The sequence below is a fragment of the Rhodococcus aerolatus genome (genome assembly GCF_054783215.1).
In genome coordinates, this window is record NZ_BAAGQZ010000030.1 from 1 (window position 1) to 21,789 (window position 21,789).

Here is a 21,789-nt window from a genome sequence, read left to right on the forward strand (position 1 = left end):
GCCGCGACGGGGAGCCCGCCGCCCCCCGCTGCCGGTGGTGCGGGATCGTCGAGCCCGCGTTCCGGTGCGCGGCCTGCGGCGGCCGCGGCCTGCGGGCGCGCATCACCGGCTCGGCGCGGACCGCCGAGGAGCTGGGCCGGGCCTTCGCCGGGGTGCGGGTGCGGGTCGCCGGCAGCGGGGACGACGGCGCGGTCGAGGTGCCCGACGACGTCGCCCCCGGCGAGCTCGTCGTCGCCACCCCGGGGGCCGAGCCCACCGTGCCCGGCGGCTACGGCGCCGCCCTGCTGCTGGACGCGTGGGCGCTGCTGGGCCGGGAGGACCTGCGCGCGGGGGAGGAGACGCTGCGCCGCTGGATGGCCGCCGCCGCCCTGGTGCGCCCGGCCGGGAGGGGCGGGCAGGTGGTGGTGGTCGCCGAGGCCGACCTCGCCCCCGTGCAGTCGTTGGTGCGGTGGGACCCCGTCGGGGCGGCCGCGGCCGAGCTGGCGGGCCGCGCCGAGGTCGGGTTCCCGCCCGCGGTGAGCCTGGCCGCGGTCGAGGGGTCCGCGGCGGCCGTGGCGGCCGTCGTCGGGGCCGCCGTCGCCGAGCTGGGGGACGACGCCCCCGGTGTCCTCGGCCCGGTCGACGCCCCCGACGGCCGGGAGCGCACGATGCTGCGCGCCGCGCGGGGGCAGGGGTGGCGGCTGGCCGCGGCGCTGGCCCACGCCCAGGCGGCCCGGACGGCCCGCAAGGACCCCGACCCGGTGCGGGTGCAGGTCGACCCGCACGAGGTGGGCTAGCGCCCCGCCCCGGCGGCCAGGGTGCGGTCGAGGATCCCCAGGGTGGCCTTGAGCCCGGCCTCGGGTATCACCGGGAAGATCCCGCGGTCCCGGACCTCCTGCCGGATGCGGCTCCAGTCGTAGTACGAGGTGACCCGCGTGCCGGTGCCCGCGGGCTCGAGCCGGTAGCCGTAGCGGTGCTCGATCGGCGGCTGCACCGTGCCCGAGATCGACCACTCCAGGTGCCGGTCGGGCTCGAACGCGGTGATGATCACGGTGACGTCGTAGCGGCCCATGGGCAGGTCGCCCAGCGACTCCCGGTCCATGTGGACGACGAAGGTGTCGCCGACACCGGTGACGCGCTCACCCTCCGCGGACTGCAGCATCCCCGAGCTGTCGATGGCCACGTGGCCCTCCGGCCAGCAGAGCAGCGCAAACACCAGCTCCGGCGGGGCGCCCACCACCCGCGACACCTCGAACCGCTCGGACCCGCCCGTCGTCGTCACGCCGCCATCATCACCCTCGCTCCGGTGGGCGGCACCCGGCGGCTCACTAGACTGGGCCGGTCAGTCCCGACCGCCCGACCCCCCAGGAGCGTCCCCCGCGTGAGCGTGCTGCCCGTCCGGCTCTTCGGCGACCCCGTGCTGCGCACCCCCGCGGTCCCGGTGACCGACTTCGACGCCGAGCTGGCGACCCTGGTGCGCGACCTCACCGACACCATGCACGCCCAGGGCGGGGCGGGGATCGCGGCGCCGCAGCTCGGGGTGGGCCTGCGGGTGTTCACCTGGACCGTCGAGGGCGTGGACGGCCACCTGGTCAACCCCACCGTCGAGGTGGTGGGGCAGGACTCGCAGCTCGGGCCCGAGGGGTGCCTGTCCATCCCGGACCTCAAGTTCGACTGCCTGCGCCACCTGCAGGTGCGGGCCACCGGGTTCGACGTGCACGGCGAGCGGCTGGTGGTGCCGGCCGAGGGGCTGCTGGCCCGGGCGGTGCAGCACGAGGTCGACCACCTCGACGGCGTGCTGTTCGTCGACCGGCTCGACCCGGCCACCCGCAGGGAAGCCATGCGGGCGATCCGGGCGGCCGAGTGGTTCGGCGAGGCCCCGCCCGTGGTCAAGCAGAACCCGCTCGGCCTGCACGGCACGGCCCGCTGAGGTGCGCCTGGTCTTCGCCGGCACCCCCGCCCCGGCCGTCCCCTCGCTGCGCCGACTCCTGGCCGCCGACCGCCACGACGTCGTCGCCGTGCTCACCCGCCCCGACGCGGTCGCCGGGCGCGGCCGGAAGGTCTCGCGCTCACCCGTCGCCGAGGTGGCCGACGAGGCGGGGGTGCCCGTGCTGACCCCGGCGCGGGCGTCGGACCCCGACTTCCTCGCCGAGCTGGCCGGGCTGGAGCCGGACTGCTGCCCCGTCGTCGCCTACGGCGCGCTGCTGCGGCCCGCCGCCCTCGCGGTGCCCGTCCACGGCTGGGTCAACCTCCACTTCTCGCTGCTGCCCGCCTGGCGCGGCGCGGCCCCCGTGCAGGCCGCGATACGCGCGGGGGACGAGGTGAGCGGGGCCAGCACCTTCCGCATCGAGGAGGGCCTCGACACCGGGCCGGTGTACGGCGTGCTCACCGAGGAGGTCCGCCGCACCGACACCGCGGGCACGCTGCTGGGCCGGCTCGCCGAGGCCGGGGCCGCGCTGCTGGAGGCCACGCTGGACGGCATCGCCGACGGTGCGCTCGACCCCGTGCCGCAGCCCGCCGACGGGGTCTCCCACGCCCCCAAGCTCACCCCCGACCTCGTCCGGGTCCGCTGGGACACCCCCGCCACCGCCGTGGACCGCGGCGTCCGGGCCGCGACCCCGGACCCGGGGGCGTGGACCACCCGCGGCGACGTCCGCCTCAAGCTCGGGCCCGTCACCGTCGAGGAGCGCGACGACCTGGCCCCCGGCGAGCTGGCCGTCGACCGCCGCGGGGTGTCGGTGGGCACCGCCACCACCGCCGTCCGGCTCGGGGACGTGCAGGCCCCGGGCGGGCGGGCGCTGCCGGCCGCCGACTGGGCCCGCGGCGCGCGGGTCGCGGTGGGGGAGCGGCTCACGTGAGCGAGTCCCGCCGCCCGGCCCGGCGCACCGGGGGGACGTCGCGACCCCGCCCGGGTGGCCCGCAGGGCCCCGCCGCCGTCGACCTCGCCCGCACCGCCGCCCGCGACGTGCTGCGCGCCGTCCGCGAGCGCGACGCCTACGCCAACCTCGTGCTGCCCGGGCTGCTGCGCGAGCGCCGCATCACCGGCCGCGACGCCGCCCTGGCCACCGAGCTCGCCTACGGGGCCTGCCGGGCGCAGGGGCTGCTCGACGTGGTCCTCGGGGCCGCCGCGGGTCGGCCGGTCGCCGACATCACCCCGCCCAGCCTGCTCGACGCGCTGCGCCTCGGGGCCTACCAGCTGCTGCGCACCCGGGTCCCCGCCCACGCCGCGGTGTCCGGTGCGGTCGACCTGGTGCGCGCCGAGGGCGGGTCCGGCCGGGCGGGGTTCGTCAACGCCGTCCTGCGGAAGGTCGCCAGCCGCGACGAGGCCGCCTGGGTCGCCGAGCTCGGCCCCGCGGACGACCCGGTCGGGGCGCTCGCCCTCGCCACCGCGCACCCCCGGTGGATCGCGCAGGCCTTCGCCGACGCGCTGGGTGCGGACGCGGGTGAGCTCGGGGACGCGCTGCGCGCCGACGACGCCCGACCGGTCGTGCACCTCGTCGCGCGGCCGGGGGAGATCACGGCCGACGAGCTGGCCGCGGTCACCGGGGGCGAGCCGGGGCGCTTCTCGCCCTACGCCGTGCACCTCGACGACGGCGGGGACCCCGGCGTGCTCGACCCCGTCCGCGACGGCCTGGCCGGGGTGCAGGACGAGGGCAGCCAGCTGGTGGCCCGGGCGCTGACCCTGGCCCCGCTCGACGGCCCCGACGGGGGGCGCTGGCTCGACCTGTGCGCCGGGCCCGGGGGCAAGGCCGCGCTGCTGGGCTCGCTGGCGGGCATCGACGGGGCGCACCTCGACGCGGTGGAGCCCAGCGCGCACCGCGCGGAGCTGGTGCGCACGGCCTGCGCCGGGATGCCCGTCACCGTGCACGAGGTCGACGGCCGCTCCAGCGGGCTGGCCCCCGGCTACGACCGGGTGCTCGTCGACGCGCCGTGCACCGGTCTCGGGGCGCTGCGCCGCCGGCCGGAGGCGCGGTGGCGGCGGCAGCCGTCGGACGTGGCCGAGCTGGTGGCGCTGCAGCGCGATCTGCTGGCCGCGGCGCTGGACCTCGTGCGGCCGGGCGGGGTGGTGCTCTACGCCACGTGCAGCCCGCACCTGGCCGAGACCACCGGGGTGGTGGGGGACGCGCTGCGACGGGGTGGGCTGACCGCGCTCGACACCCGGGAGCTCGTGCCGGAGGTGCCGCGGCTCGGCGACGGCCCGCACGTGCAGCTGTGGCCGCACCGCCACGGCACGGACGCCATGTTCGCGGCCGCGCTCCGCCGCACCTGAGCCCCGCTCACTGCGGGCACTGTGCGTCCCCCCGGGCGCGCCCCCGGCCACACCGCGGGCAGTGTGCGGTCCCCCGGGCGCGCCCCCGGCCACACCGCGGGCAGTGTGCGGTCCCCGGCCGTTCGCATGTAGCGGGCTTCTTGCGGTCGGGGGCGGGGGATCGGGCGCGTGTAGCGGGCTACCTGCAGGCGTGACGGGGTGCGCGGACCGGGGGACGGCCGCCGGTAGGGTCCTCGTCCGTGGCCGCGCCGATGATCGCCCCGTCCATGCTCGCCTCCGACTTCGCCCGCCTCGCGGACGAGGCCGAGCGGGTCCGGGGCGCGGACTGGCTGCACGTCGACGTCATGGACGCCCACTTCGTGCCCAACCTCACGCTGGGCCTGCCGATCGTGCAGAGCCTGCTCGCAGCCACGGACACCCCGCTCGACTGCCACCTCATGATCGACGACCCGGCCCGCTGGGCCCCGCCGTACGCCGAGGCCGGCGCCCACAACGTCACCTTCCACGTCGAGGCCGCCGCCGAGGCCGGGAACGACCCGCGCGCCGTGGCCCGCGACATCCGCGCGGCCGGCGCCAAGGCCGGGCTGAGCGTCAAGCCCGGCACCCCGATCGAGCCCTACCTCGAGCTGCTCACCGACTTCGACACCCTGCTGGTGATGAGCGTGGAGCCCGGCTTCGGCGGGCAGTCGTTCATGCCCGAGGTCCTCGACAAGGTCCGCACGCTGCGCCGCCTGGTCGACACCGGGCACCTGCAGCTGCTCGTCGAGATCGACGGGGGCATCGCCGCGGACACCGTCGAGGCTGCCGCCGAGGCCGGGGTGGACTGCTTCGTCGCCGGGTCCGCGGTCTACGGCGCCGACGACCCCGCCGCGGCCGTGGCCGCGCTGCGGGCCCGGGCCGCCGCCGCCTCGCCCCACCTGGGCTGATGCCCGCCGACCTGCAGCACGCCCGCGACCTCGCCGTCGCTGCGTCGCAGCAGGTCCGCGGCACCACCTCGCCCAACCCGCCCGTCGGCGCGGTCGTCCTGGACGCGGACGGACGGGTCGTCGGGGTCGGGGCCACCGCACCCCCGGGCGGGCCGCACGCCGAGGTGCTGGCCCTGCGCGAGGCCGGGGAGCGCGCCCGCGGCGGGACGGTCGTCGTGACCCTGGAGCCGTGCGCGCACACCGGCCGCACCCCGCCCTGCACCGGCGCGCTCCTGGCCGCCGGGGTCGCCCACGTCCACCTCGCCGTCGCCGACCCCAACCCCGTCGCGGCCGGCGGCACGGCCGTCCTCACCGCGGCCGGCGTCGAGGTGACCCGCTGGCCGGACCCCGCGCCCGTCACCCGGGGCCCGCTGCGCGCCTGGCTGCACCACGCCCGCACCGGCCGCGCCCACGTCACCTGGAAGGTCGCCACCAGCCTCGACGGCCGGGTCGCCGCCGCCGACGGCACCAGCCGCTGGATCACCGGGGGCCCCGCCCGCGCCGAGGTCCACGCCGAGCGCGCCCGGCTCGACGCGGTCGTCGTCGGCACCGGCACCGTCCTCGCCGACGACCCCTGGCTGACCGCGCGCGACGCCGACGGCGGCCTCGCCGCCCACCAGCCCACCCGCGTCGTCGTCGGGCGCACCCCGCTGCCCGCCGGTGCCCGGGTGCTCGACGCCGCGGCCCCCACGGTCCTGGTGACCAGCCACGACCCGGCCGACGTGCTGTCCGCCCTGCCCGGCTGCGTCGACGTGCTCCTCGAGGGCGGGCCCACCCTGGCCGGCGCGTTCGCCCGGGCGGGGCTCGTCGACCGCGTGCTGCACTACGGGGCGCCGGTGCTGCTCGGCGCGGGGCCCCACGCCCTCGCCGACGCGGGGGTCGGAACGATCCGCGACGCGCTGCGGTTCTCCCTGGAGAGCGTCGAGCGCGTGGGCGAGGACGTCCGCACCAGCCTGGTGCGACGCGACGAGCAGGAGGCGGGCTGAGATGTTCACGGGGATCGTCGAGGAGCTCGGCGAGGTGGTCTCGCGCGACGAGCTGGCCGACGCCGCACGGCTGCGGCTGCGGGGACCGGTGGTGACCGGTGACGCCCGCCACGGCGACTCCATCGCCGTCAACGGGGTGTGCCTGACCGTGGTCGACGTCACCGACGGCGCGTTCACCGCCGACGTGATGGACGAGACGCTGCGCCGCAGCAGCCTCGGCGCGCTGGCCCCCGGCAGCCGGGTCAACCTGGAGCGGGCGGCCACGCTGGGCTCGCGGCTGGGCGGGCACCTGGTGCAGGGCCACGTCGACGCCACCGGCGAGGTGCTCTCCCGCACCCCCTCGGAGCACTGGGAGCTGGTGCGCATCTCGTTGCCGCAGGCCATCTCCCGGTACGTGGTGGAGAAGGGGTCGATCACCGTGGACGGGGTGTCGCTCACCGTCGCCGCGCTCGACGAGGAGAGCCTGACCGTCTCGCTGATCCCCACGACGCTGGAGCTGACCACCCTCGGCCGCGCCGCGGTGGGCACCACGGTCAACCTCGAGGTCGACGTCATCGCGAAGTACGTGGAGCGCCTGGGCGCGGCCGGGCCGGGAGCCGGTGCCGGGGGCCCGTGGCAGCATGGCGGGGGAGACCAGGAGGCCACACGGTGAGCGAGACCGGGCAGGACAGCAGGTTCGACAGCATCGAGCGGGCGATCGCCGACATCGCGGCGGGCAAGCCGGTCGTGGTGGTCGACGACGAGGACCGCGAGAACGAGGGCGACCTCATCTTCGCCGCGGAGAAGGCGACCCCGGAGCTGGTGGCCTTCATGGTCCGCTACACCTCCGGCTACCTGTGCGTGCCGATGGTGGGTGAGGACTGCGACCGGCTCGGGCTGCCGCCGATGTTCTCCACCAACCAGGACAAGCACGGCACGGCCTACACCGTCACCGTCGACGCCCGCCTCGGGATCGGCACCGGCATCTCCGCCGCCGACCGGGCCGCGACCATGCGGCTGCTCGCCGACCCCACCTCGGGCGCGTCGGACTTCACCCGGCCCGGGCACGTCGTGCCGCTGCGCGCCAAGGAGGGCGGGGTGCTGCGCCGCGCCGGCCACACCGAGGCCGCGGTGGACCTGGCCCAGCTGGCCGGCCTGCGCCCCGCCGGGGTCATCTGCGAGATCGTCAGCCAGAAGGACCCGGGCGAGATGGCCCGCACCGACGAGCTGCGCGTCTTCGCCGACGAGCACGAGCTGGCCCTGGTCAGCATCGCCGACCTCATCGCCTGGCGGCGCCGCCACGAGAAGCTGGTGCGCCGGGTGGCCGAGGCCCGGGTGCCCACGCCGCACGGGGACTTCCGCACCGTCGGCTACGAGGCCATGTACGAGGAGGCCGAGCACGTCGCCCTCGTCGTCGGGGACGTCGCCGGCCCGCCCGCCGGGGGCGGCGACCCGGGCAGCGACGTGCTGGTGCGGGTGCACTCGGAGTGCCTCACCGGGGACGTCTTCGGCTCGCTGCGCTGCGACTGCGGCGCCCAGCTCGACGCGTCGCTGGCCGCGGTGGCCGCCGAGGGCCGCGGCGTGGTGCTCTACATGCGCGGGCACGAGGGCCGCGGCATCGGCCTGCTGCACAAGCTGCAGGCCTACGCGCTGCAGGACCTGGGCCAGGACACGGTGGACGCCAACCTCAACCTGGGCCTGCCCGCCGACTCCCGCGACTACGGCATCGGCGCGCAGATCCTCGTCGACCTGGGCATCCGGTCGATGCGGCTGCTGACCAACAACCCGGCCAAGCGGGTGGGTCTGGACGGCTACGGCCTCGACATCACCGAGCGGGTGCCGATGCCGGTGCGGGCCAACCCGGAGAACATCCGGTACCTGCGCACCAAGCGCGACCGCATGGGCCACGACCTGACGGGCCTGGGCCAGGAGGGTGACGCGGCCGCCGACGCCCCGCCGGCCACGGCCGGGGACCCCGCCCGGTGAGCGGGCAGGGCCTGCCCGACGTCCCCGTGCCCGACGCGTCGGGCACCACCCTCGGGGTGGTCGCGGCCCGGTGGCACACCGAGCTGTGCGAGGCGCTGCTCGCCGGCAGCCTGCGCGCCGCCACCGAGGCGGGCGTGGCCGAGCCCGTCGTGGTCCGCGTGGCCGGGGCCGTGGAGCTGCCCGTCGTCGCCCAGGAGCTGGCTCGGCGCTGCGACGCGGTCGTGGCCCTCGGCGTCGTGGTCCGCGGCGGTACCCCGCACTTCGAGTACGTCTGCGACGCGGTCACCGCGGGGCTGACCCGGGTGGCGCTCGACGAGTCGACGCCCGTCGGCAACGGCGTGCTCACCACCGACACCGAGGAGCAGGCGGTGGCCCGCGCCGGGCTGCCGGGCTCCACCGAGGACAAGGGCTACGAGGCCACCCTGGCCGCGCTCGACACCGCCGTCGGCCTCGCCGTGCTCCGCACCGGGGGCGGCCCGGCGTGAGCGCCCCCACGGCCGACGCGCTGGTCGTCCGCCCGCACCGCGTGCGCTGGGTGGCGGGGGTGACCGCGGTCGCCGTGGTCGCCGTCTTCACGGTGGTGGCGGTGCTGCTGCGCGGCGACGGCACGGGCGTGTACTTCCGACCCGCCGACCAGGTGTCGATGGTCCTGCTGGGCCTGCTCATCGGCGGGGCGGCGCTGCTGCTCACCCGGCCGCGGCTCCGCGTCGTCGACGACGGCCTGCTGGTGCGCAACGTGCTGGGGGAGCGGCTGTTCCCCTGGGACCTGGTGCAGGACGTCACCTTCCCCGACGGCGCGTCCTTCGCCCGGCTCGAGCTGCCCGACGACGAGTACGTGGCCGTGATGGCCATCCAGGCCGCCGACGGGGAGAAGGCCGTCGCCGCCATCCAGGGGGTCCGCACCCTGCACCGCACGCACGCCCGGGCCGCCGGCCCCGACCCCACCGGCCCCGACCCCACCGGCCCCCGGCCCGACCAGGCCCCCGACGACAGGAGCCCCACGTGAGCCCCTCCCGCCGCACCGTCCTCTGCGGCCTGGCCGCCGGCGCGCTCGCCCCCGGCCTGCTGGCCGCGTGCGCCTCCGGCGGGGGAGCGTCGAGCACCGCCACGCCCACCGCGGCCGCGGGCACGCCCGTCACGCCGCTGGCCGACGTCCCCGTGGGCGGGGGCGTCGTGGTCACCGGCGGCAGCGTCCCGCTGCTCGTCGTGCAGCCCACCGCCGGGACGGTGGCCGCCTTCAACGCCCGCTGCCCCCACGCCGGCACCGCCGTCGACGCGCCGGTGGACGGCGTGGTCGTGTGCCCCAACCACGGCAGCAGGTTCGACCTCACCACCGGGGCCGTCGAGCAGGGGCCGGCGCGGACCGGGCTGACGCCCGTCGCGGTGCGCGTCGAGGGCGACCAGGTCGTCACCGCCTGAGCCCCGGGCGGCCCGGCCGTGTCGGTGGGGCGGACTAGCCTCGGAGACGTGCCCGACCCGTCCAGCTACCGCCCGGCGACGGGCTCCATCCCCGAGCGGCCCGGCGTCTACAAGTTCCGCGACCCGCACGGCCGCGTCATCTACGTCGGCAAGGCCAAGAGCCTGCGCAGCCGGCTCAACTCCTACTTCGCCGACCTCTCCGGGCTGCACCCCCGGACCCGGCAGATGGTCACCACCGCGGGCAGCGTCGAGTGGACCGTCGTCGGCACCGAGGTCGAGGCGCTGCAGCTCGAGTACAACTGGATCAAGGAGTTCGACCCGCGGTTCAACGTCCGCTACCGCGACGACAAGACCTACCCGGTGCTGGCCGTCTCCGTGGGCGAGGCCTACCCGCGGCTGTTCGTCTACCGCGGCCCGCGCCGCAAGGGCGTCCGGTACTTCGGCCCCTACGCCCACGCCTGGGCCATCCGGGAGACCCTCGACACCCTGCTGCGGGTGTTCCCGGCGCGGACCTGCTCCGCCGGGGTGTTCAAGCGCCACGGCCAGATCGGCCGGCCCTGCCTGCTCGGCTACATCGACAAGTGCTCCGCGCCCTGCGTCGGCCGGGTCAGCGAGGAGGAGCACCGCGGCATCGTCGAGGACTTCTGCGACTTCCTCGCCGGGCGCACCGACAAGCTGGTACGCCAGCTCGAGCGGGAGATGGCCGGGGCGGCGGACGACCTGGACTTCGAGCGGGCCGCCCGGCTGCGCGACGACCTCGGTGCCATGCGCCGGGCCATGGAGAAGCAGGCCGTGGTCATCGGCGACGGCACCGACGCCGACCTGGTCGCGTTCGCCACCGACGAGCTCGAGGCGGCCGTGCAGGTGTTCCACGTCCGCGGCGGCCGGGTGCGCGGGCAGCGCGGCTGGGTCGTCGAGCGCACCTCCGCCGAGCCCGACCAGGAGCCCGCGCACGCCGTGTCCGAGCTGGTGGCGCAGTTCCTCACCCAGTTCTACGGCGAGCAGGCCGCCCTGGCCGAGGGCGACGCGGCCGTCAACGCGGTGCCGCGCGAGGTGCTGGTGCCCGAGCTGCCCGACGACGCCCCCGCCATCGAGGACTGGCTGTCGGGCCTGCGCGGCGCGCGGGTGAGCCTGCGGGTGCCCCAGCGCGGGGACAAGCGCGCGCTGGCCGAGACCGTGCGCCGCAACGCCGAGGAGGCCTTCGCCCAGCACAAGCTGCGGCGGGCGGGGGACCTGACGGCGCGCTCGGCCGCGCTGCAGGACATCCAGGACGCGCTGGGTCTCGACGCCGCCCCGCTGCGCATCGAGTGCATCGACGTCAGCCACGTGCAGGGCAGCGACGTCGTCGCCTCGCTGGTCGTGTTCGAGGACGGCCTGGCCCGCAAGTCCGACTACCGCCACTACGCCATCCGCGAGGCCGCGGGGGACGGGCACTCCGACGACGTGGCCAGCATCGCCGAGGTCGTGCGCCGGCGCTTCCTGCGCCACCGCGCGGCGGAGGACGGGGCGGGGGCGGCACCGGAGGACCTGCCGCTGGAGCCCGACGCGGCCCCCATCCCCGAGCCCACCCCCGGCATCGACCCCACCACCGGCCGGGCCCGGCGCTTCGCCTACCCGCCCAACCTGTTCGTCGTCGACGGCGGCCAGCCCCAGGTCACCGCGGCGGCCGCGGTGCTCGACGAGCTGGGCGTCACCGACGTCGCGGTGGTCGGCCTGGCCAAGCGGCTCGAGGAGGTGTGGGTGCCCGGGGAGGACGACCCGGTCATCCTGCCCCGCACCTCGGAGGGGCTCTACCTGCTGCAGCGGGTCCGCGACGAGGCGCACCGCTTCGCCATCACGTTCCACCGGTCCAAGCGCTCCAAGCGGATGACCGCCTCCGCGCTGGACTCGGTGCCCGGGCTGGGGGAGACGCGCCGCACCGCGCTGGTGCGCCACTTCGGCTCCGTGGCCCGGCTGCGCAGCGCCAGCGTCGAGGAGATCACCGAGGTCCCCGGCATCGGCCCGGCCACCGCGGCCGCCGTGCTCACCGCCCTGGGTGGCGGCGACGGGACCGGGACGGCGGGCAGCGGGACGGCGGGCAGCGGGACGGCGAGCATCGGGCAGGCCGACCCCGCCCCCGAGCCGACGGCAGGAGCCCGCACGTGAGCACCCCCGCAGCAGCAGGACCGGGCATCGAGGTCGCGCTGGTGACCGGTCTGTCCGGCGCCGGTCGCAGCACCGCGGCCAAGGTGCTGGAGGACCTCGGCTGGTACGTGGTGGACAACCTGCCGCCCGAGCTGATCGCCACCATGGTCGACCTCGGGGCGCGGTCCAGCGGCACCATCACCCGGCTGGCCGTGGTGATGGACGTCCGCAGCCGCGCCTTCTCGGGGGACCTCGCCTCCGTGCTGGCCGACCTCGACTCCCGCGGCGCCCGGCCCCGGGTGCTGTTCCTCGAGGCCTCCGACCCGGTGCTGGTGCGCCGCTTCGAGCAGGTGCGCCGCGGGCACCCGCTGCAGGGCGGCGGTCGCCTCTCCGACGGGATCGCCGCGGAGCGCTCGCTGCTGGCCCCGCTGCGCGCCGACGCCGACCTCGTCGTCGACACCAGCACCCTGTCGGTGCACGACCTGCGCTCCACCCTGGAGGCCGCCTTCGGCGGGGCGCAGACGCCGGCCACCAAGGTCACCGTGCTCTCGTTCGGCTACAAGTACGGGCTGCCCATGGACTCCGACCTCGTGGTCGACGTCCGCTTCCTGCCCAACCCGCACTGGATCCCCGAGCTGCGCGAGCACACGGGGCGCGACGCCGACGTCCGCGACTACGTGCTCGCGCAGGACGGGGCGGTGGAGTTCCTCGACCGCTACCACGAGCTGCTGCGGCTCATCGGCGCCGGCTACCACCGCGAGGGCAAGCGGTACCTCACCATCGCGGTCGGCTGCACCGGCGGCAAGCACCGCAGCGTCGCGATCTCCGAGCAGCTCGCCGCCCGGCTGGAGGGGGACGGTCTCGAGGTGCGGACCGTCCACCGCGACCTGGGCCGGGAGTGAGCGCGCCGGCCGGGCCCGCGCTCGTCGCCCTGGGCGGCGGGCACGGCCTGCACGCCACCCTCCGCGCCGCCCGCACCCTGACCGACGACGTGACCGCCGTGGTCACGGTGGCCGACGACGGCGGGTCCTCGGGCCGGCTGCGCCGCGAGCTCGACGCGCTGCCACCGGGGGACCTGCGCATGGCCCTCGCCGCGCTCGCCGACGACCACGGCCCGGCCGCGTCCTGGTCGCAGGTGCTGCAGCACCGCTTCGCCGGGTCGGGTGCGCTCGCCGGGCACCCGGTGGGCAACCTGCTGCTCGCCGGGTTCGCCGAGGTCCTCGGCGACCCGGTCGCCGCGCTCGACGCCGTCGGCCGGGTGCTCGGGGTGCGGGGCCGGGTGCTGCCGATGAGCTGCGCCGCGCTCGACATCGAGGCCGACGTGGTGGGCCTCGCGGACGACCCGCGGGTGAGCAGCAAGATCCGCGGCCAGGTGGCGGTGGCGACGACCCCGGGGCAGGTCCGCCGGGTGCGGCTGCTGCCGGAGGAGCCCCCGGCCTGCCCGGAGGCCGTGGCCGCCGTCGGCCGCGCCGATGCGGTGCTGCTCGGGCCGGGGTCCTGGTTCTCCAGCGTCATCCCGCACCTGCTGGTGCCCGGGCTGCGCGACGCGCTGCAGACCTGCCGCGGCCGTCGGGTCGTGGTCGCGAACCTGGGCCCGGAGGCGGGCGAGACCGCCGGCTTCACCACCGAGCGGCACCTGCACGTACTCTCCCAGCACGCCCCGGACCTCCGGGTCGACACCGTCGTCCTGGACCCCGGCGCGGTGCCGGCAGGTCGGGACCGCGAGCACCTCGACCGTGCCGCGGCCGCGCTCGGGGCCCGGGTCCACGTGGCCCCCGTCGCCGGTGCCGGGGGTGTCCACGACCCGGCCCTGCTCGCCGCCGCGCTCGGTAGCGTGCTGGGCGGGGACGATCACGGGGCAGCCGCACCCGCACCGGGTGGCGGCGGGACGGCCGGGCGACGGCACGAGCACGAGGAGGCGGGACGGTGGCGATGACCGCTGCGGTGAAGGACGAGCTGAGCAGGCTCGTCATCACCCGGACGAGCTGCCGCCGTGCCGAGGTGGCGGCCCTGCTGCGCTTCTCCGGCGGGCTGCACATCGTCTCCGGGCGGGTGGTGGTGGAGTCCGAGCTGGACGCCGGCGTCATCGCGCGGCGGCTGCGCAAGGAGATCCACGAGCTGTTCGGATACCCCGCCGACGTGCACGTACTCGCCCCGGGCGGGCTGCGCAAGCAGACCCGCTACGTGGTGCGGGTGGTCAAGGACGGCGAAGCCCTGGCCCGCCAGACCGGGCTGCTCGACCAGCGGGGACGCCCGGTGCGCGGCCTGCCCGCGCAGGTGGTCTCGGGCGCGGTCGTCGACTCCGCCGCGGCGTGGCGTGGCGCGTTCCTGGCCCACGGGTCGCTCACCGAGCCCGGCCGGTCCTCCGCGCTCGAGGTCAGCTGCCCCGGCCCGGAGGCCGCGCTGGCGCTGGTCGGGGCGGCCCGACGGATGGGCATCTCGGCCAAGGCCCGCGAGGTGCGCGGTGCCGACCGCGTCGTGGTCCGCGACGGGGAGGCGATCGGGGCCCTGCTCACCCAGATGGGGGCGCAGGACACCCGGCTGACCTGGGAGGAGCGGCGGATGCGGCGCGAGGTCCGGGCCACCGCCAACCGGCTCGCGAACTTCGACGACGCGAACCTGCGCCGCTCCGCCCGGGCCGCGGTCGCCGCGGCCGCGCGGGTCGAGCGGGCGCTGGCCATCCTCGGCGAGGACGTCCCCGACCACCTGGCCACCGCCGGGTCGCTGCGGGTGACGCACCGGCAGGCGTCGCTGGAGGAGCTGGGGCAGCTCGCGGTGCCGCCCATGACGAAGGACGCCGTGGCGGGCCGCATCCGCCGGCTGCTGTCCATGGCCGACCGCAAGGCCCGCGAGACCGGGGTGCCCGACACCGAGTCGGCCGTCACCCCGGACATGCTCGACGACGCGTAGCGCAGCGGAGCCGGAGCGACGGCACGACGCGTGGCGCAGCGGAGCCTGAGCCGCTGGTGCGTGACCGTCACCACGTGGGACCGCTGCTCACCCGTGGTCGGCTACCCGGCGGTAGCCGATAGGGTCGTCCCCGGCGCGCCCGGACACCCCGGGCGTGGTCACGGACAGCCACGGTGAGGGAGCAGCAGTGACGGTGCGCGTAGGGGTCAACGGGTTCGGCCGGATCGGCCGCAACTTCTTCCGGGCGGTCGAGGCGCAGAACGCGCTCGGCACGACGGACGTCGAGATCGTCGCGGTCAACGACCTGACCGACAACGCCTCGCTGGCGCACCTGCTGAAGTACGACTCGATCCTCGGCCGCCTCCCGCAGGACGTCTCGGTCGAGGGCGACGAGATCGTCGTCGGCTCGCAGCGCATCAAGGCCCTCGCCATCAAGGAGGGCCCCGCGGCCCTCCCCTGGGGCGACCTGGGCGTCGACGTCGTCATCGAGTCGACCGGCATCTTCACCAACGCCGAGAAGGCGCGCGGCCACATCGAGGCGGGCGCCAAGAAGGTCATCGTCTCCGCGCCGGCGACCAACGAGGACGTCACCATCGTCATGGGCGTCAACCACGAGGACCTGCAGGCGAGCCACGACGTCATCTCCAACGCCTCCTGCACCACCAACTGCCTGGGCCCGATGGCCAAGGTGCTCGACGAGACGTTCGGCATCGAGCGTGGCCTCATGACCACCATCCACGCCTACACCGCCGACCAGAACCTGCAGGACGGCCCCCACAAGGACCTGCGCCGCGCCCGCGCCGCCGCGCTCAACGTGGTGCCCACCTCCACCGGTGCGGCCAAGGCCATCTCGCTGGTGCTGCCGCAGCTCAAGGGCAAGCTCGACGGCTACGCGCTGCGCGTCCCCGTGCCCACCGGCTCGGCCACCGACCTCACCGTCGACGTGGGCGGCTCGCCCACCGTGGAGTCCGTCAACGCCGCGTTCAAGGCCGCCGCCGAGGGCCCGCTCAAGGGCTTCCTCGTCTACACCGAGGCGCCGATCGTGTCGTCGGACATCGTGACCGACCCGGCGTCGTGCATCTTCGACTCGGGCCTGACCAAGGTCATCGGCAACCAGGTCAAGATCGTCGGCTGGTACGACAACGAGTGGGGCTACTCCAACCGCCTCGTGGACCTGACGGGCCTCGTCGGCTCGCTGATCTCCTGAGCGCGGGGACGACGCAGCCGATGGCCGTGCGGACCCTGACCGAGCTCCTCGACGCCGGCGTGGCCGGGCGCACCGTGCTGGTGCGCTCCGACCTCAACGTCCCGCTCGACGAGGGCACCATCACCGACACCGGGCGCATCGACGCCTCGGTGCCGACGCTGCGGGCCCTGGCCGAGGCCGGCGCACGGGTCGTCGTCACCGCCCACCTGGGGCGACCGAAGGGCGAGCCCGACCCGCAGTTCTCGCTGGCCCCCGTGGCCGCGGCGCTCGGCTCGGCGCTCGGCCGCGAGGTCACCCTCGCCGGTGACGTGGTCGGGGAGGGCGCCCGGTCGGCGGTGGGCGACCTGGCCGACGGCGGCGTCGTCCTGCTCGAGAACGTCCGCTTCGACGCCCGCGAGACGTCGAAGGACGACGCCGAGCGGGGCGCGCTGGCCAACGAGCTCGTCGCCCTGACGGGCCGCGACGGTGCGTTCGTCTCCGACGGGTTCGGGGTGGTGCACCGCAAGCAGGCGTCGGTCTACGACGTCGCGTCCCGGCTGCCCGCCTACGCCGGCGGCCTGGTCGCCACCGAGGTCGACGTGCTGCGCAAGCTGACCGAGGACCCGGCCACGCCGTACGCGGTGGTGCTGGGCGGCTCGAAGGTGTCGGACAAGATCACGGTCATCGAGGCCCTGGCACCCAAGGTCGACGGCCTGTTCATCGGCGGCGGGATGTGCTTCACCTTCCTCGCCGCGCAGGGCCACGGCGTCGGGGACTCGCTGCGCCAGGACGAGATGCTCGACACCTGCCGCGACCTGCTGGACCGCTTCGGCGACAAGATCTACCTGCCCGTCGACGTCGTCGTGGCCGAGGCGTTCTCCGGGACGGTGCCGGTGCACACCGTGCCCGCCACCGAGATCCCCGACGGCCACATGGGCCTCGACGTCGGCCCGGCCACGGTCGAGCGCTTCGGCGGCGGCCTCGGCACGGCGCGGACCATCTTCTGGAACGGGCCGATGGGCGTGTTCGAGATGGCGAACTTCGCCGGCGGCACCCGAGGGGTGGCCCAGGCGATCATCGACGTCACCGCCCAGGGCGCGTTCTCCGTCGTCGGCGGCGGCGACTCCGCCGCGGCCGTGCGGCAGCTCGGCCTGGCCGAGGACGGCTTCTCCCACATCTCGACCGGTGGCGGCGCGTCGCTGGAGTACCTGGAGGGCAAGACCCTCCCCGGTCTGTCCGTCCTGGAGGCCTGACCCGTGGCGCGCACCGTGCTCATCGCCGGCAACTGGAAGATGAACCTCAACCACCTCGAGGCCATCGCCCTGGTGCAGAAGATCAGCTTCAGCCTGCCCGAGAAGTACCTGACGAAGGTCGACGTCGCCGTCATCCCGCCGTTCACCGACCTGCGCAGCGTCCAGACCCTGGTCGACGGGGACAAGCTCGGCCTCGTCTACGGCGCACAGGACGTCAGCACCGAGGACGCGGGCGCGTTCACCGGGGAGATCAGCGCGGCCATGCTGGCCAAGCTGGGCTGCACCTACGTGGTGGTCGGGCACTCCGAACGGCGCACCCGCCACGAGGAGTCCGACGCCACCGTGGCCGCGAAGGCGGGCAAGGTCCTCGCGGCGGGCATGACCCCGATCGTGTGCGTCGGCGAGGGGCTCGAGGTCCGCGAGGCCGGCACCCACGTCCAGCACACCGTGGACCAGCTCCGCGGCTCGCTGGCGGGGCTCAGCGCCGAGCAGGTGGCGCAGGTCGTCGTCGCCTACGAGCCGGTGTGGGCCATCGGCACCGGCCGGGTCGCCACCCCCGCCGACGCCCAGGAGGTGTGCGGGGCGCTGCGCGGCGCGCTCGCCGAGCTGGGTGGTGCCACCGCGGGTGACGCCGTCCGCGTGCTGTACGGCGGGTCGGTGGCGTCCAAGAACGTCGGCGAGATCGTGGCGCAGGACGACGTCGACGGCGCACTCGTCGGCGGTGCGAGCCTCAAGGCGGACGAGTTCGCCCAGCTCTGCGCCATCGCCGCCGGCGGTCCGCTGCTCTAGCCCGTGACCGGCCCCGCCGTGGTGGCCCTGCGGGTCGGGGTCTGGGCGTTCACCCTGCTCGTCGTCGGCTACACCGTGGTGGTCGGCGTCGCCGTGGCCCGCGGTGGGGTCGACCGGGTCGGCCCCACCGTCGCGGCGCTGGCCGTGCTGCTCGGTCTGGCGGTGCTCGCCCACGTCGTCCGCCGCCGGGTGGACCGTCGCCCGGCGGGGGCACGTCGCCGCACCCGTTAGGCTGGTCGACGGCCCGCACTCGACCGAGGGAAGTCCATGCAGCTGTTCCTGCAGATCGTGCTCATCGTCGCCAGCCTCGGGCTGATCCTGTTGATCCTGCTGCACCGCGGCAAGGGTGGCGGGCTCTCGACCCTGTTCGGCGGCGGCGTGCAGTCGAGCCTGTCCGGGTCCAGCGTGGTGGAGAAGAACCTCGACCGGCTGACCCTGTTCGTGGGGCTGGTCTGGATCGTGTCCATCATCGGGATCGGCCTCATCGTCAAGCTCGGCTAGGCCCCCGCGCCGCGCTGGGCGCACTTTCCGCGGTCCAGGGGCGTCCCGGCCAGCGCTGGGCGCACTGTCCGCGGTTCAGGGCCGTCCCGGGCCGCGTTGGGCGCACTGTCCGTGGTCCGGCCTGGGTGGCCCGCCGGGGTCAGGGGAGCCGGGACGCGGCCTCGCGGTCGACGAGCCACAGCGTGCGCTCGGCCCCGCGGGCGCCCGCGGCGGGCCAGTCGACCTCCGAGGCCCCGCCCACGGCGGCGGCCACGGCCTCGGCCTTGCCCTCCCCGGCCACGCACAGCCACACCTCGCGGGCGGTGCGGATCATGGGCAGGGTCAGGGTGATCCGCGTCGGCGGCGGCTTCGGGCAGTCCCGGACGGCGACGACGCCCGCCTCCGCCGAGTGCACGGCGGGGGAGTCGGGGAACACCGAGCCCACGTGGCCCTCGGGCCCCATCCCCAGCATGAGGACGTCGATGCCGGCCACGGGGGCGGTGCGCGCGTAGTCCGTGGCCGCGGCGTCCACGTCGTCGCCGAACGGCCCGTCCGACGCCGGGATCGGGTGCACCCGGGCGGGGTCGACGTCGACGTGGTCGAGCAGGGCCTCGCGCGCCTGGCCCTCGTTGCGCTCCGGGTCGTCGGCGGGGACGAAGCGCTCGTCGCCCCACACCACGTTCACCCGGCTCCAGTCGACGGCCACCGAGGCGGGCGACTCCCGCACCGAGCGCAGCAGCGCGGTGCCCACCCCGCCGCCGGTCAGCGCCACCGTGGCCTCCCCGCGGTGGGACTGGGCGTCGATGATGGCCACGACCAGCCGGGCGGCGATGGCGGCGGCCAGGGTGTCGGTGTCGGGGTGGACGACCACCTCGTGGCGGCTCACGGCGTTGCTCCTCCGGTCGGGGTGGGGTCGGGCGGCGTCGGGGTCACTCGGTGTCGCGGCCGGCGCGCGACCGGCTGCCGCCGGAGCGGGACCGGCGCACGTCGGCCAGCCCCGTCAGGGCCTCGGCGTAGACGTCGTCCGCGTCGAGCCGGCGCAGCTCCTCGGCCAGGCAGTCGCGCAGCGAGCGGCGGTTCAGCACCACCCGGCGCTCCGGCTGGCCGGGCTGGGTCAGCGACGCCACGCCGCCCGGCGGGCGCTGCAGCGTCACCGAGCCCCCGGCGCGCTTGAGCTCGACGGAGCGGATGCCGCCCTCGCCCTCCCGGACCCGCCGCACCGGCGCGCGCAGCGAGGCCGCCAGCCAGCCGGCGATGATCTCGGTCGACGGCGACTCGGCGCCGCCGGTGACGGTGGCCGCGGTGACCGGCGCGTACGGCGGCTGGTCGAGCGCCGAGGCCAGCAGCGCCCTCCAGGTGGTGATCCGGGTCCACGACAGGTCTGTGTCGCCCTCGCTGTACCCGGTGGCGCGCGCGGTCAGCGACTTCACCGGGTGCCTGGCCATGGAGGCGTCGGTGATGCGGCGGGTGGCGAGGCGGCCGATGGGGTCCTGCGCCGGGACCGCGGGCGGCTCGCCCGGCCACCAGGCGACGACGGGGGTGTCGGGCAGCAGGAAGGGCACGACGACGCTGTCGCCGTGGTCGGCCAGCGGGCCGTAGAGCCGCAGCACCACGACCTCCGACGCCCCGGCGTCCCCGCCGACCCGCACCTGGGCGTCGAGCCGCGTCCGCGCCTGGCGGGACCCGCGGGCCACGACGATGACCCGGCAGGGGTGGATGCGGCTGGCGTCGTTGGCCGCGTCGATGGCGGCCTCGGTCTGCTCCCCGTCGTCGGTGGGGATGACGAGGGTCAGGACGCGCCCCAGGGTCACCGCGCCGCCGCTCTCGCGCAGCTCGACCAGCCGCTTGTTCACGGCCCCGGTGGTGGTGGACGGCAGGTCGATGATCACCGGTCGGTCTCCTCGCTGGTGGTCGGTGCGGCCCTCACGGTCGGCGCCAGACGCGCCCGGAGCGGGCCATCATCTCGTCGGCCGACGCCGGGCCCCACGTGCCCGCCGGGTACGCCTCGGGCGTGCCCTCGGCCGCCCACGCCTCGATGACGGGGTCGAGGATCCGCCAGGACAGCTCGACCTCGTCGTTGACCGGGAACAGCGACGGCTCGCCCAGCAGCACGTCGAGGATGAGCCGCTCGTAGGCCTCGGGGGAGGACTCGGTGAACGCCGAGCCGTAGTTGAAGTCCATGTTCACGTCGCGGACCTCCATGCTGTTGCCCGGCACCTTCGAGCCGAACCGCATGGTCACGCCCTCGTCGGGCTGCACCCGCACCACCAGCGCGTTCTGGCCGAGCTCCTCGGTCATGGTCGCGTCGAACGGCAGGTGGGGGGCGCGCTTGAACACCACGGCGATCTCGGTGACGCGCCGGCCCAGCCGCTTGCCGGTGCGCAGGTAGAACGGCACCCCGGCCCAGCGCCGGGTGTCGACCTCGAGGGTGATGGCGGCGTAGGTCTCGGTGGTGGAGTCCGAGGCGAACCCCTCCTCCTCGAGCAGCCCGACGACCTGCGACCCGCCCTGCCAGCCGCCGGCGTACTGCCCGCGGGCCGTCGTCGCCGCCAGCGGCTGCGCCAGGCGGACGGCGGAGAGCACCTTGACCTTCTCCGCGCGCAGCTCGTCGGGGTCGAAGCTGACGGGCTCCTCCATGGCGGTGAACGCCAGCAGCTGCAGCAGGTGGTTCTGGATGACGTCGCGCGCCGCGCCGATGCCGTCGTAGTAGCCGGCGCGCCCACCGAGGCCGATGTCCTCGGCCATCGTGATCTGCACGTGGTCGACGTAGTGGGCGTTCCAGATCGGGTCGAACAGCTGGTTGGCGAAGCGCAGCGCCAGGATGTTCTGCACCGTCTCCTTGCCGAGGTAGTGGTCGATGCGGAACACCGACTCCTCGGGGAAGACCTCGTTGACCACCTTGTTCAGGTCCTTCGCCGAGGCGAGGTCGTGGCCGAACGGCTTCTCGATGACCACCCGGCGCCACTGGTCCCCGGACTGCTTGGCCAGCCCCGAGCGCGACAGCTGCTCGCAGACCACGGGGAACGCGCTGGGCGGCACCGAGAGGTAGAAGGCGTGGTTGCCGCCCGTGCCCCGCTCGGCGTCGAGCCGGGCCAGGGTGTCGGCCAGCTCGTCGAAGGCCGCGTCGTCGTCGAAGCTGCCCTCGACGAAGCGGATGCCCTCGGCGAGGCGGTCCCACACCTCCTCGTGGAACTCGGTGCGGGCGTTCTCCCGCACCGCGTCGTGCACCACCTGGCCGAAGTCCTGGTCCGACCAGTCGCGCCGGGCGAACCCGACCAGGGCGAAGCCGGGCGGCAGCAGTCCCCGCGCGGCCAGGTCGTACACGGCGGGCATGAGCTTCTTGCGCGCCAGGTCACCGGTCACGCCGAAGATCACCAGGCCCGAGGGCCCGGCGATCCTCGGCAGCCGCTTGTCCCGGCCGTCCCGCAGCGGGTTCACCCAGGGGGTGGACGCGATGGTCACG

23 protein-coding genes and 1 pseudogene are annotated in these 21,789 nt (G+C 75.9%); 20 read left to right on the forward strand and 4 right to left on the reverse strand.

Features of this window, described 5'->3' with window-relative positions; translation table 11 throughout:
- A pseudogene (locus ACYVOF_RS12340) lies at positions 1–776 on the forward strand (primosome assembly protein PriA); the annotation flags it as partial.
- Here ACYVOF_RS12340 and ACYVOF_RS12345 read toward each other — a convergent pair.
- Entirely contained in the window at positions 773–1,261 is a 489-nt protein-coding gene (locus ACYVOF_RS12345) for an SRPBCC family protein (protein WP_460866885.1), read from the reverse strand. The pseudogene ACYVOF_RS12340 and the gene ACYVOF_RS12345 overlap by 4 nt on opposite strands.
- Before the next feature lie 99 nt (positions 1,262–1,360).
- On the opposite strand from ACYVOF_RS12345, the gene def reads away from it, so the two are divergent.
- The 19 genes from def to secG all read left to right on the forward strand — a co-directional run bounded on the left by def (position 1,361) and on the right by secG (position 18,347).
- Positions 1,361–1,909 (forward strand): peptide deformylase, encoded by a 549-nt coding sequence (def, locus tag ACYVOF_RS12350; RefSeq protein ID WP_460866886.1) that lies wholly within the window; start codon positions 1,361–1,363, stop codon positions 1,907–1,909.
- A 1-nt stretch (position 1,910) separates the two neighbouring features.
- Positions 1,911–2,837: a methionyl-tRNA formyltransferase gene (locus tag ACYVOF_RS12355; protein WP_460866888.1), complete on the forward strand. Its 927-nt coding sequence runs from the start codon at positions 1,911–1,913 to the stop codon at positions 2,835–2,837.
- Positions 2,834–4,249 (forward strand): RsmB/NOP family class I SAM-dependent RNA methyltransferase, encoded by a 1,416-nt coding sequence (locus tag ACYVOF_RS12360; protein ID WP_460866890.1) that lies wholly within the window; start codon positions 2,834–2,836, stop codon positions 4,247–4,249. Before ACYVOF_RS12355 ends, ACYVOF_RS12360 begins: the two co-directional genes overlap by 4 nt.
- A 239-nt stretch (positions 4,250–4,488) precedes the next feature.
- On the forward strand, positions 4,489–5,175 hold the full coding sequence (rpe, locus tag ACYVOF_RS12365; protein WP_460866892.1) for a ribulose-phosphate 3-epimerase: 687 nt from the start codon (positions 4,489–4,491) through the stop codon (positions 5,173–5,175).
- Positions 5,175–6,200: a bifunctional diaminohydroxyphosphoribosylaminopyrimidine deaminase/5-amino-6-(5-phosphoribosylamino)uracil reductase RibD gene (ribD, locus tag ACYVOF_RS12370; RefSeq protein WP_460866893.1), complete on the forward strand. Its 1,026-nt coding sequence runs from the start codon at positions 5,175–5,177 to the stop codon at positions 6,198–6,200. The genes rpe and ribD overlap by 1 nt, the downstream gene beginning before the upstream one ends.
- A gap of 1 nt (position 6,201) precedes the next feature.
- The gene (locus ACYVOF_RS12375) at positions 6,202–6,852 is read left to right on the forward strand and encodes a riboflavin synthase (protein ID WP_460866895.1); all 651 of its coding nucleotides are present in this window, start codon (positions 6,202–6,204) and stop codon (positions 6,850–6,852) included.
- Complete coding sequence (locus tag ACYVOF_RS12380; protein WP_460866897.1) at positions 6,849–8,165, forward strand: bifunctional 3,4-dihydroxy-2-butanone-4-phosphate synthase/GTP cyclohydrolase II; 1,317 nt, start codon at positions 6,849–6,851, stop codon at positions 8,163–8,165. Before ACYVOF_RS12375 ends, ACYVOF_RS12380 begins: the two co-directional genes overlap by 4 nt.
- Positions 8,162–8,650 carry a 6,7-dimethyl-8-ribityllumazine synthase gene (gene ribH / locus ACYVOF_RS12385; RefSeq protein WP_460866899.1) on the forward strand — a complete coding sequence of 163 codons (489 nt, stop codon included), beginning with the start codon at positions 8,162–8,164 and terminating at the stop codon, positions 8,648–8,650. The genes ACYVOF_RS12380 and ribH overlap by 4 nt, the downstream gene beginning before the upstream one ends.
- Entirely contained in the window at positions 8,647–9,171 is a 525-nt protein-coding gene (locus ACYVOF_RS12390) for a PH domain-containing protein (protein WP_460866901.1), read from the forward strand. Before ribH ends, ACYVOF_RS12390 begins: the two co-directional genes overlap by 4 nt.
- Positions 9,168–9,584, forward strand: coding sequence for a Rieske (2Fe-2S) protein (locus ACYVOF_RS12395; protein ID WP_460866902.1), 417 nt, complete (start codon positions 9,168–9,170; stop codon positions 9,582–9,584). The genes ACYVOF_RS12390 and ACYVOF_RS12395 overlap by 4 nt, the downstream gene beginning before the upstream one ends.
- Before the next feature lie 48 nt (positions 9,585–9,632).
- A complete protein-coding gene (gene uvrC, locus ACYVOF_RS12400; protein ID WP_460866904.1) occupies positions 9,633–11,729 on the forward strand; it encodes an excinuclease ABC subunit UvrC in 2,097 nt (698 codons plus the stop codon).
- Positions 11,726–12,610 (forward strand): RNase adapter RapZ, encoded by an 885-nt coding sequence (rapZ, locus tag ACYVOF_RS12405; RefSeq protein WP_460866906.1) that lies wholly within the window; start codon positions 11,726–11,728, stop codon positions 12,608–12,610. Before uvrC ends, rapZ begins: the two co-directional genes overlap by 4 nt.
- Positions 12,607–13,644, forward strand: coding sequence for a gluconeogenesis factor YvcK family protein (locus tag ACYVOF_RS12410; protein ID WP_460866907.1), 1,038 nt, complete (start codon positions 12,607–12,609; stop codon positions 13,642–13,644). Before rapZ ends, ACYVOF_RS12410 begins: the two co-directional genes overlap by 4 nt.
- Positions 13,641–14,618, forward strand: a complete 978-nt coding sequence (gene whiA / locus ACYVOF_RS12415) for a DNA-binding protein WhiA (RefSeq protein ID WP_460866972.1) — start codon at positions 13,641–13,643, stop codon at positions 14,616–14,618. Before ACYVOF_RS12410 ends, whiA begins: the two co-directional genes overlap by 4 nt.
- Positions 14,619–14,805: 187 nt before the next feature.
- A complete protein-coding gene (gene gap / locus ACYVOF_RS12420) occupies positions 14,806–15,825 on the forward strand; it encodes a type I glyceraldehyde-3-phosphate dehydrogenase (RefSeq protein ID WP_460866909.1) in 1,020 nt (339 codons plus the stop codon).
- Between the two features lie 20 nt (positions 15,826–15,845).
- Entirely contained in the window at positions 15,846–17,057 is a 1,212-nt protein-coding gene (locus tag ACYVOF_RS12425; RefSeq protein WP_460866911.1) for a phosphoglycerate kinase, read from the forward strand.
- A 3-nt stretch (positions 17,058–17,060) separates the two neighbouring features.
- Entirely contained in the window at positions 17,061–17,846 is a 786-nt protein-coding gene (gene tpiA, locus ACYVOF_RS12430) for a triose-phosphate isomerase (RefSeq protein WP_460866913.1), read from the forward strand.
- 3 nt (positions 17,847–17,849) lie between these two features.
- Complete coding sequence (locus ACYVOF_RS12435) at positions 17,850–18,077, forward strand: hypothetical protein (RefSeq protein ID WP_460866914.1); 228 nt, start codon at positions 17,850–17,852, stop codon at positions 18,075–18,077.
- 36 nt (positions 18,078–18,113) lie between these two features.
- Entirely contained in the window at positions 18,114–18,347 is a 234-nt protein-coding gene (gene secG / locus ACYVOF_RS12440) for a preprotein translocase subunit SecG (RefSeq protein ID WP_460866916.1), read from the forward strand.
- A 139-nt stretch (positions 18,348–18,486) separates the two neighbouring features.
- On the opposite strand, the gene pgl is transcribed toward secG, so the two are convergent.
- The 3 genes from pgl to zwf are packed head-to-tail and all read right to left on the reverse strand — an operon-like array spanning position 18,487 to position 21,788.
- Positions 18,487–19,212 (reverse strand): 6-phosphogluconolactonase, encoded by a 726-nt coding sequence (pgl, locus tag ACYVOF_RS12445; RefSeq protein ID WP_460866917.1) that lies wholly within the window; start codon positions 19,210–19,212, stop codon positions 18,487–18,489.
- A 43-nt stretch (positions 19,213–19,255) separates the two neighbouring features.
- Positions 19,256–20,215 (reverse strand): glucose-6-phosphate dehydrogenase assembly protein OpcA, encoded by a 960-nt coding sequence (gene opcA / locus ACYVOF_RS12450; RefSeq protein WP_460866919.1) that lies wholly within the window; start codon positions 20,213–20,215, stop codon positions 19,256–19,258.
- A gap of 34 nt (positions 20,216–20,249) precedes the next feature.
- The gene (gene zwf, locus ACYVOF_RS12455; RefSeq protein WP_460866921.1) at positions 20,250–21,788 is read right to left on the reverse strand and encodes a glucose-6-phosphate dehydrogenase; all 1,539 of its coding nucleotides are present in this window, start codon (positions 21,786–21,788) and stop codon (positions 20,250–20,252) included.
- Position 21,789: the final 1 nt, after the last annotated feature.

What these genes read in the sequence shown, in the direction of transcription:
- ribD (WP_460866893.1), top strand. Translation starts at nt 5,175, where the DNA reads ATGCCCGCCGACCTGCAGCACGCCCGCGACCTCGCCGTCGCTGCGTCG.
- ACYVOF_RS12375 (WP_460866895.1), top strand. Translation starts at nt 6,202, where the DNA reads ATGTTCACGGGGATCGTCGAGGAGCTCGGCGAGGTGGTCTCGCGCGAC.
- whiA (WP_460866972.1), top strand. Translation starts at nt 13,641, where the DNA reads ATGACCGCTGCGGTGAAGGACGAGCTGAGCAGGCTCGTCATCACCCGG.
- ACYVOF_RS12425 (WP_460866911.1), top strand. Translation starts at nt 15,846, where the DNA reads ATGGCCGTGCGGACCCTGACCGAGCTCCTCGACGCCGGCGTGGCCGGG.
- secG (WP_460866916.1), top strand. Translation starts at nt 18,114, where the DNA reads ATGCAGCTGTTCCTGCAGATCGTGCTCATCGTCGCCAGCCTCGGGCTG.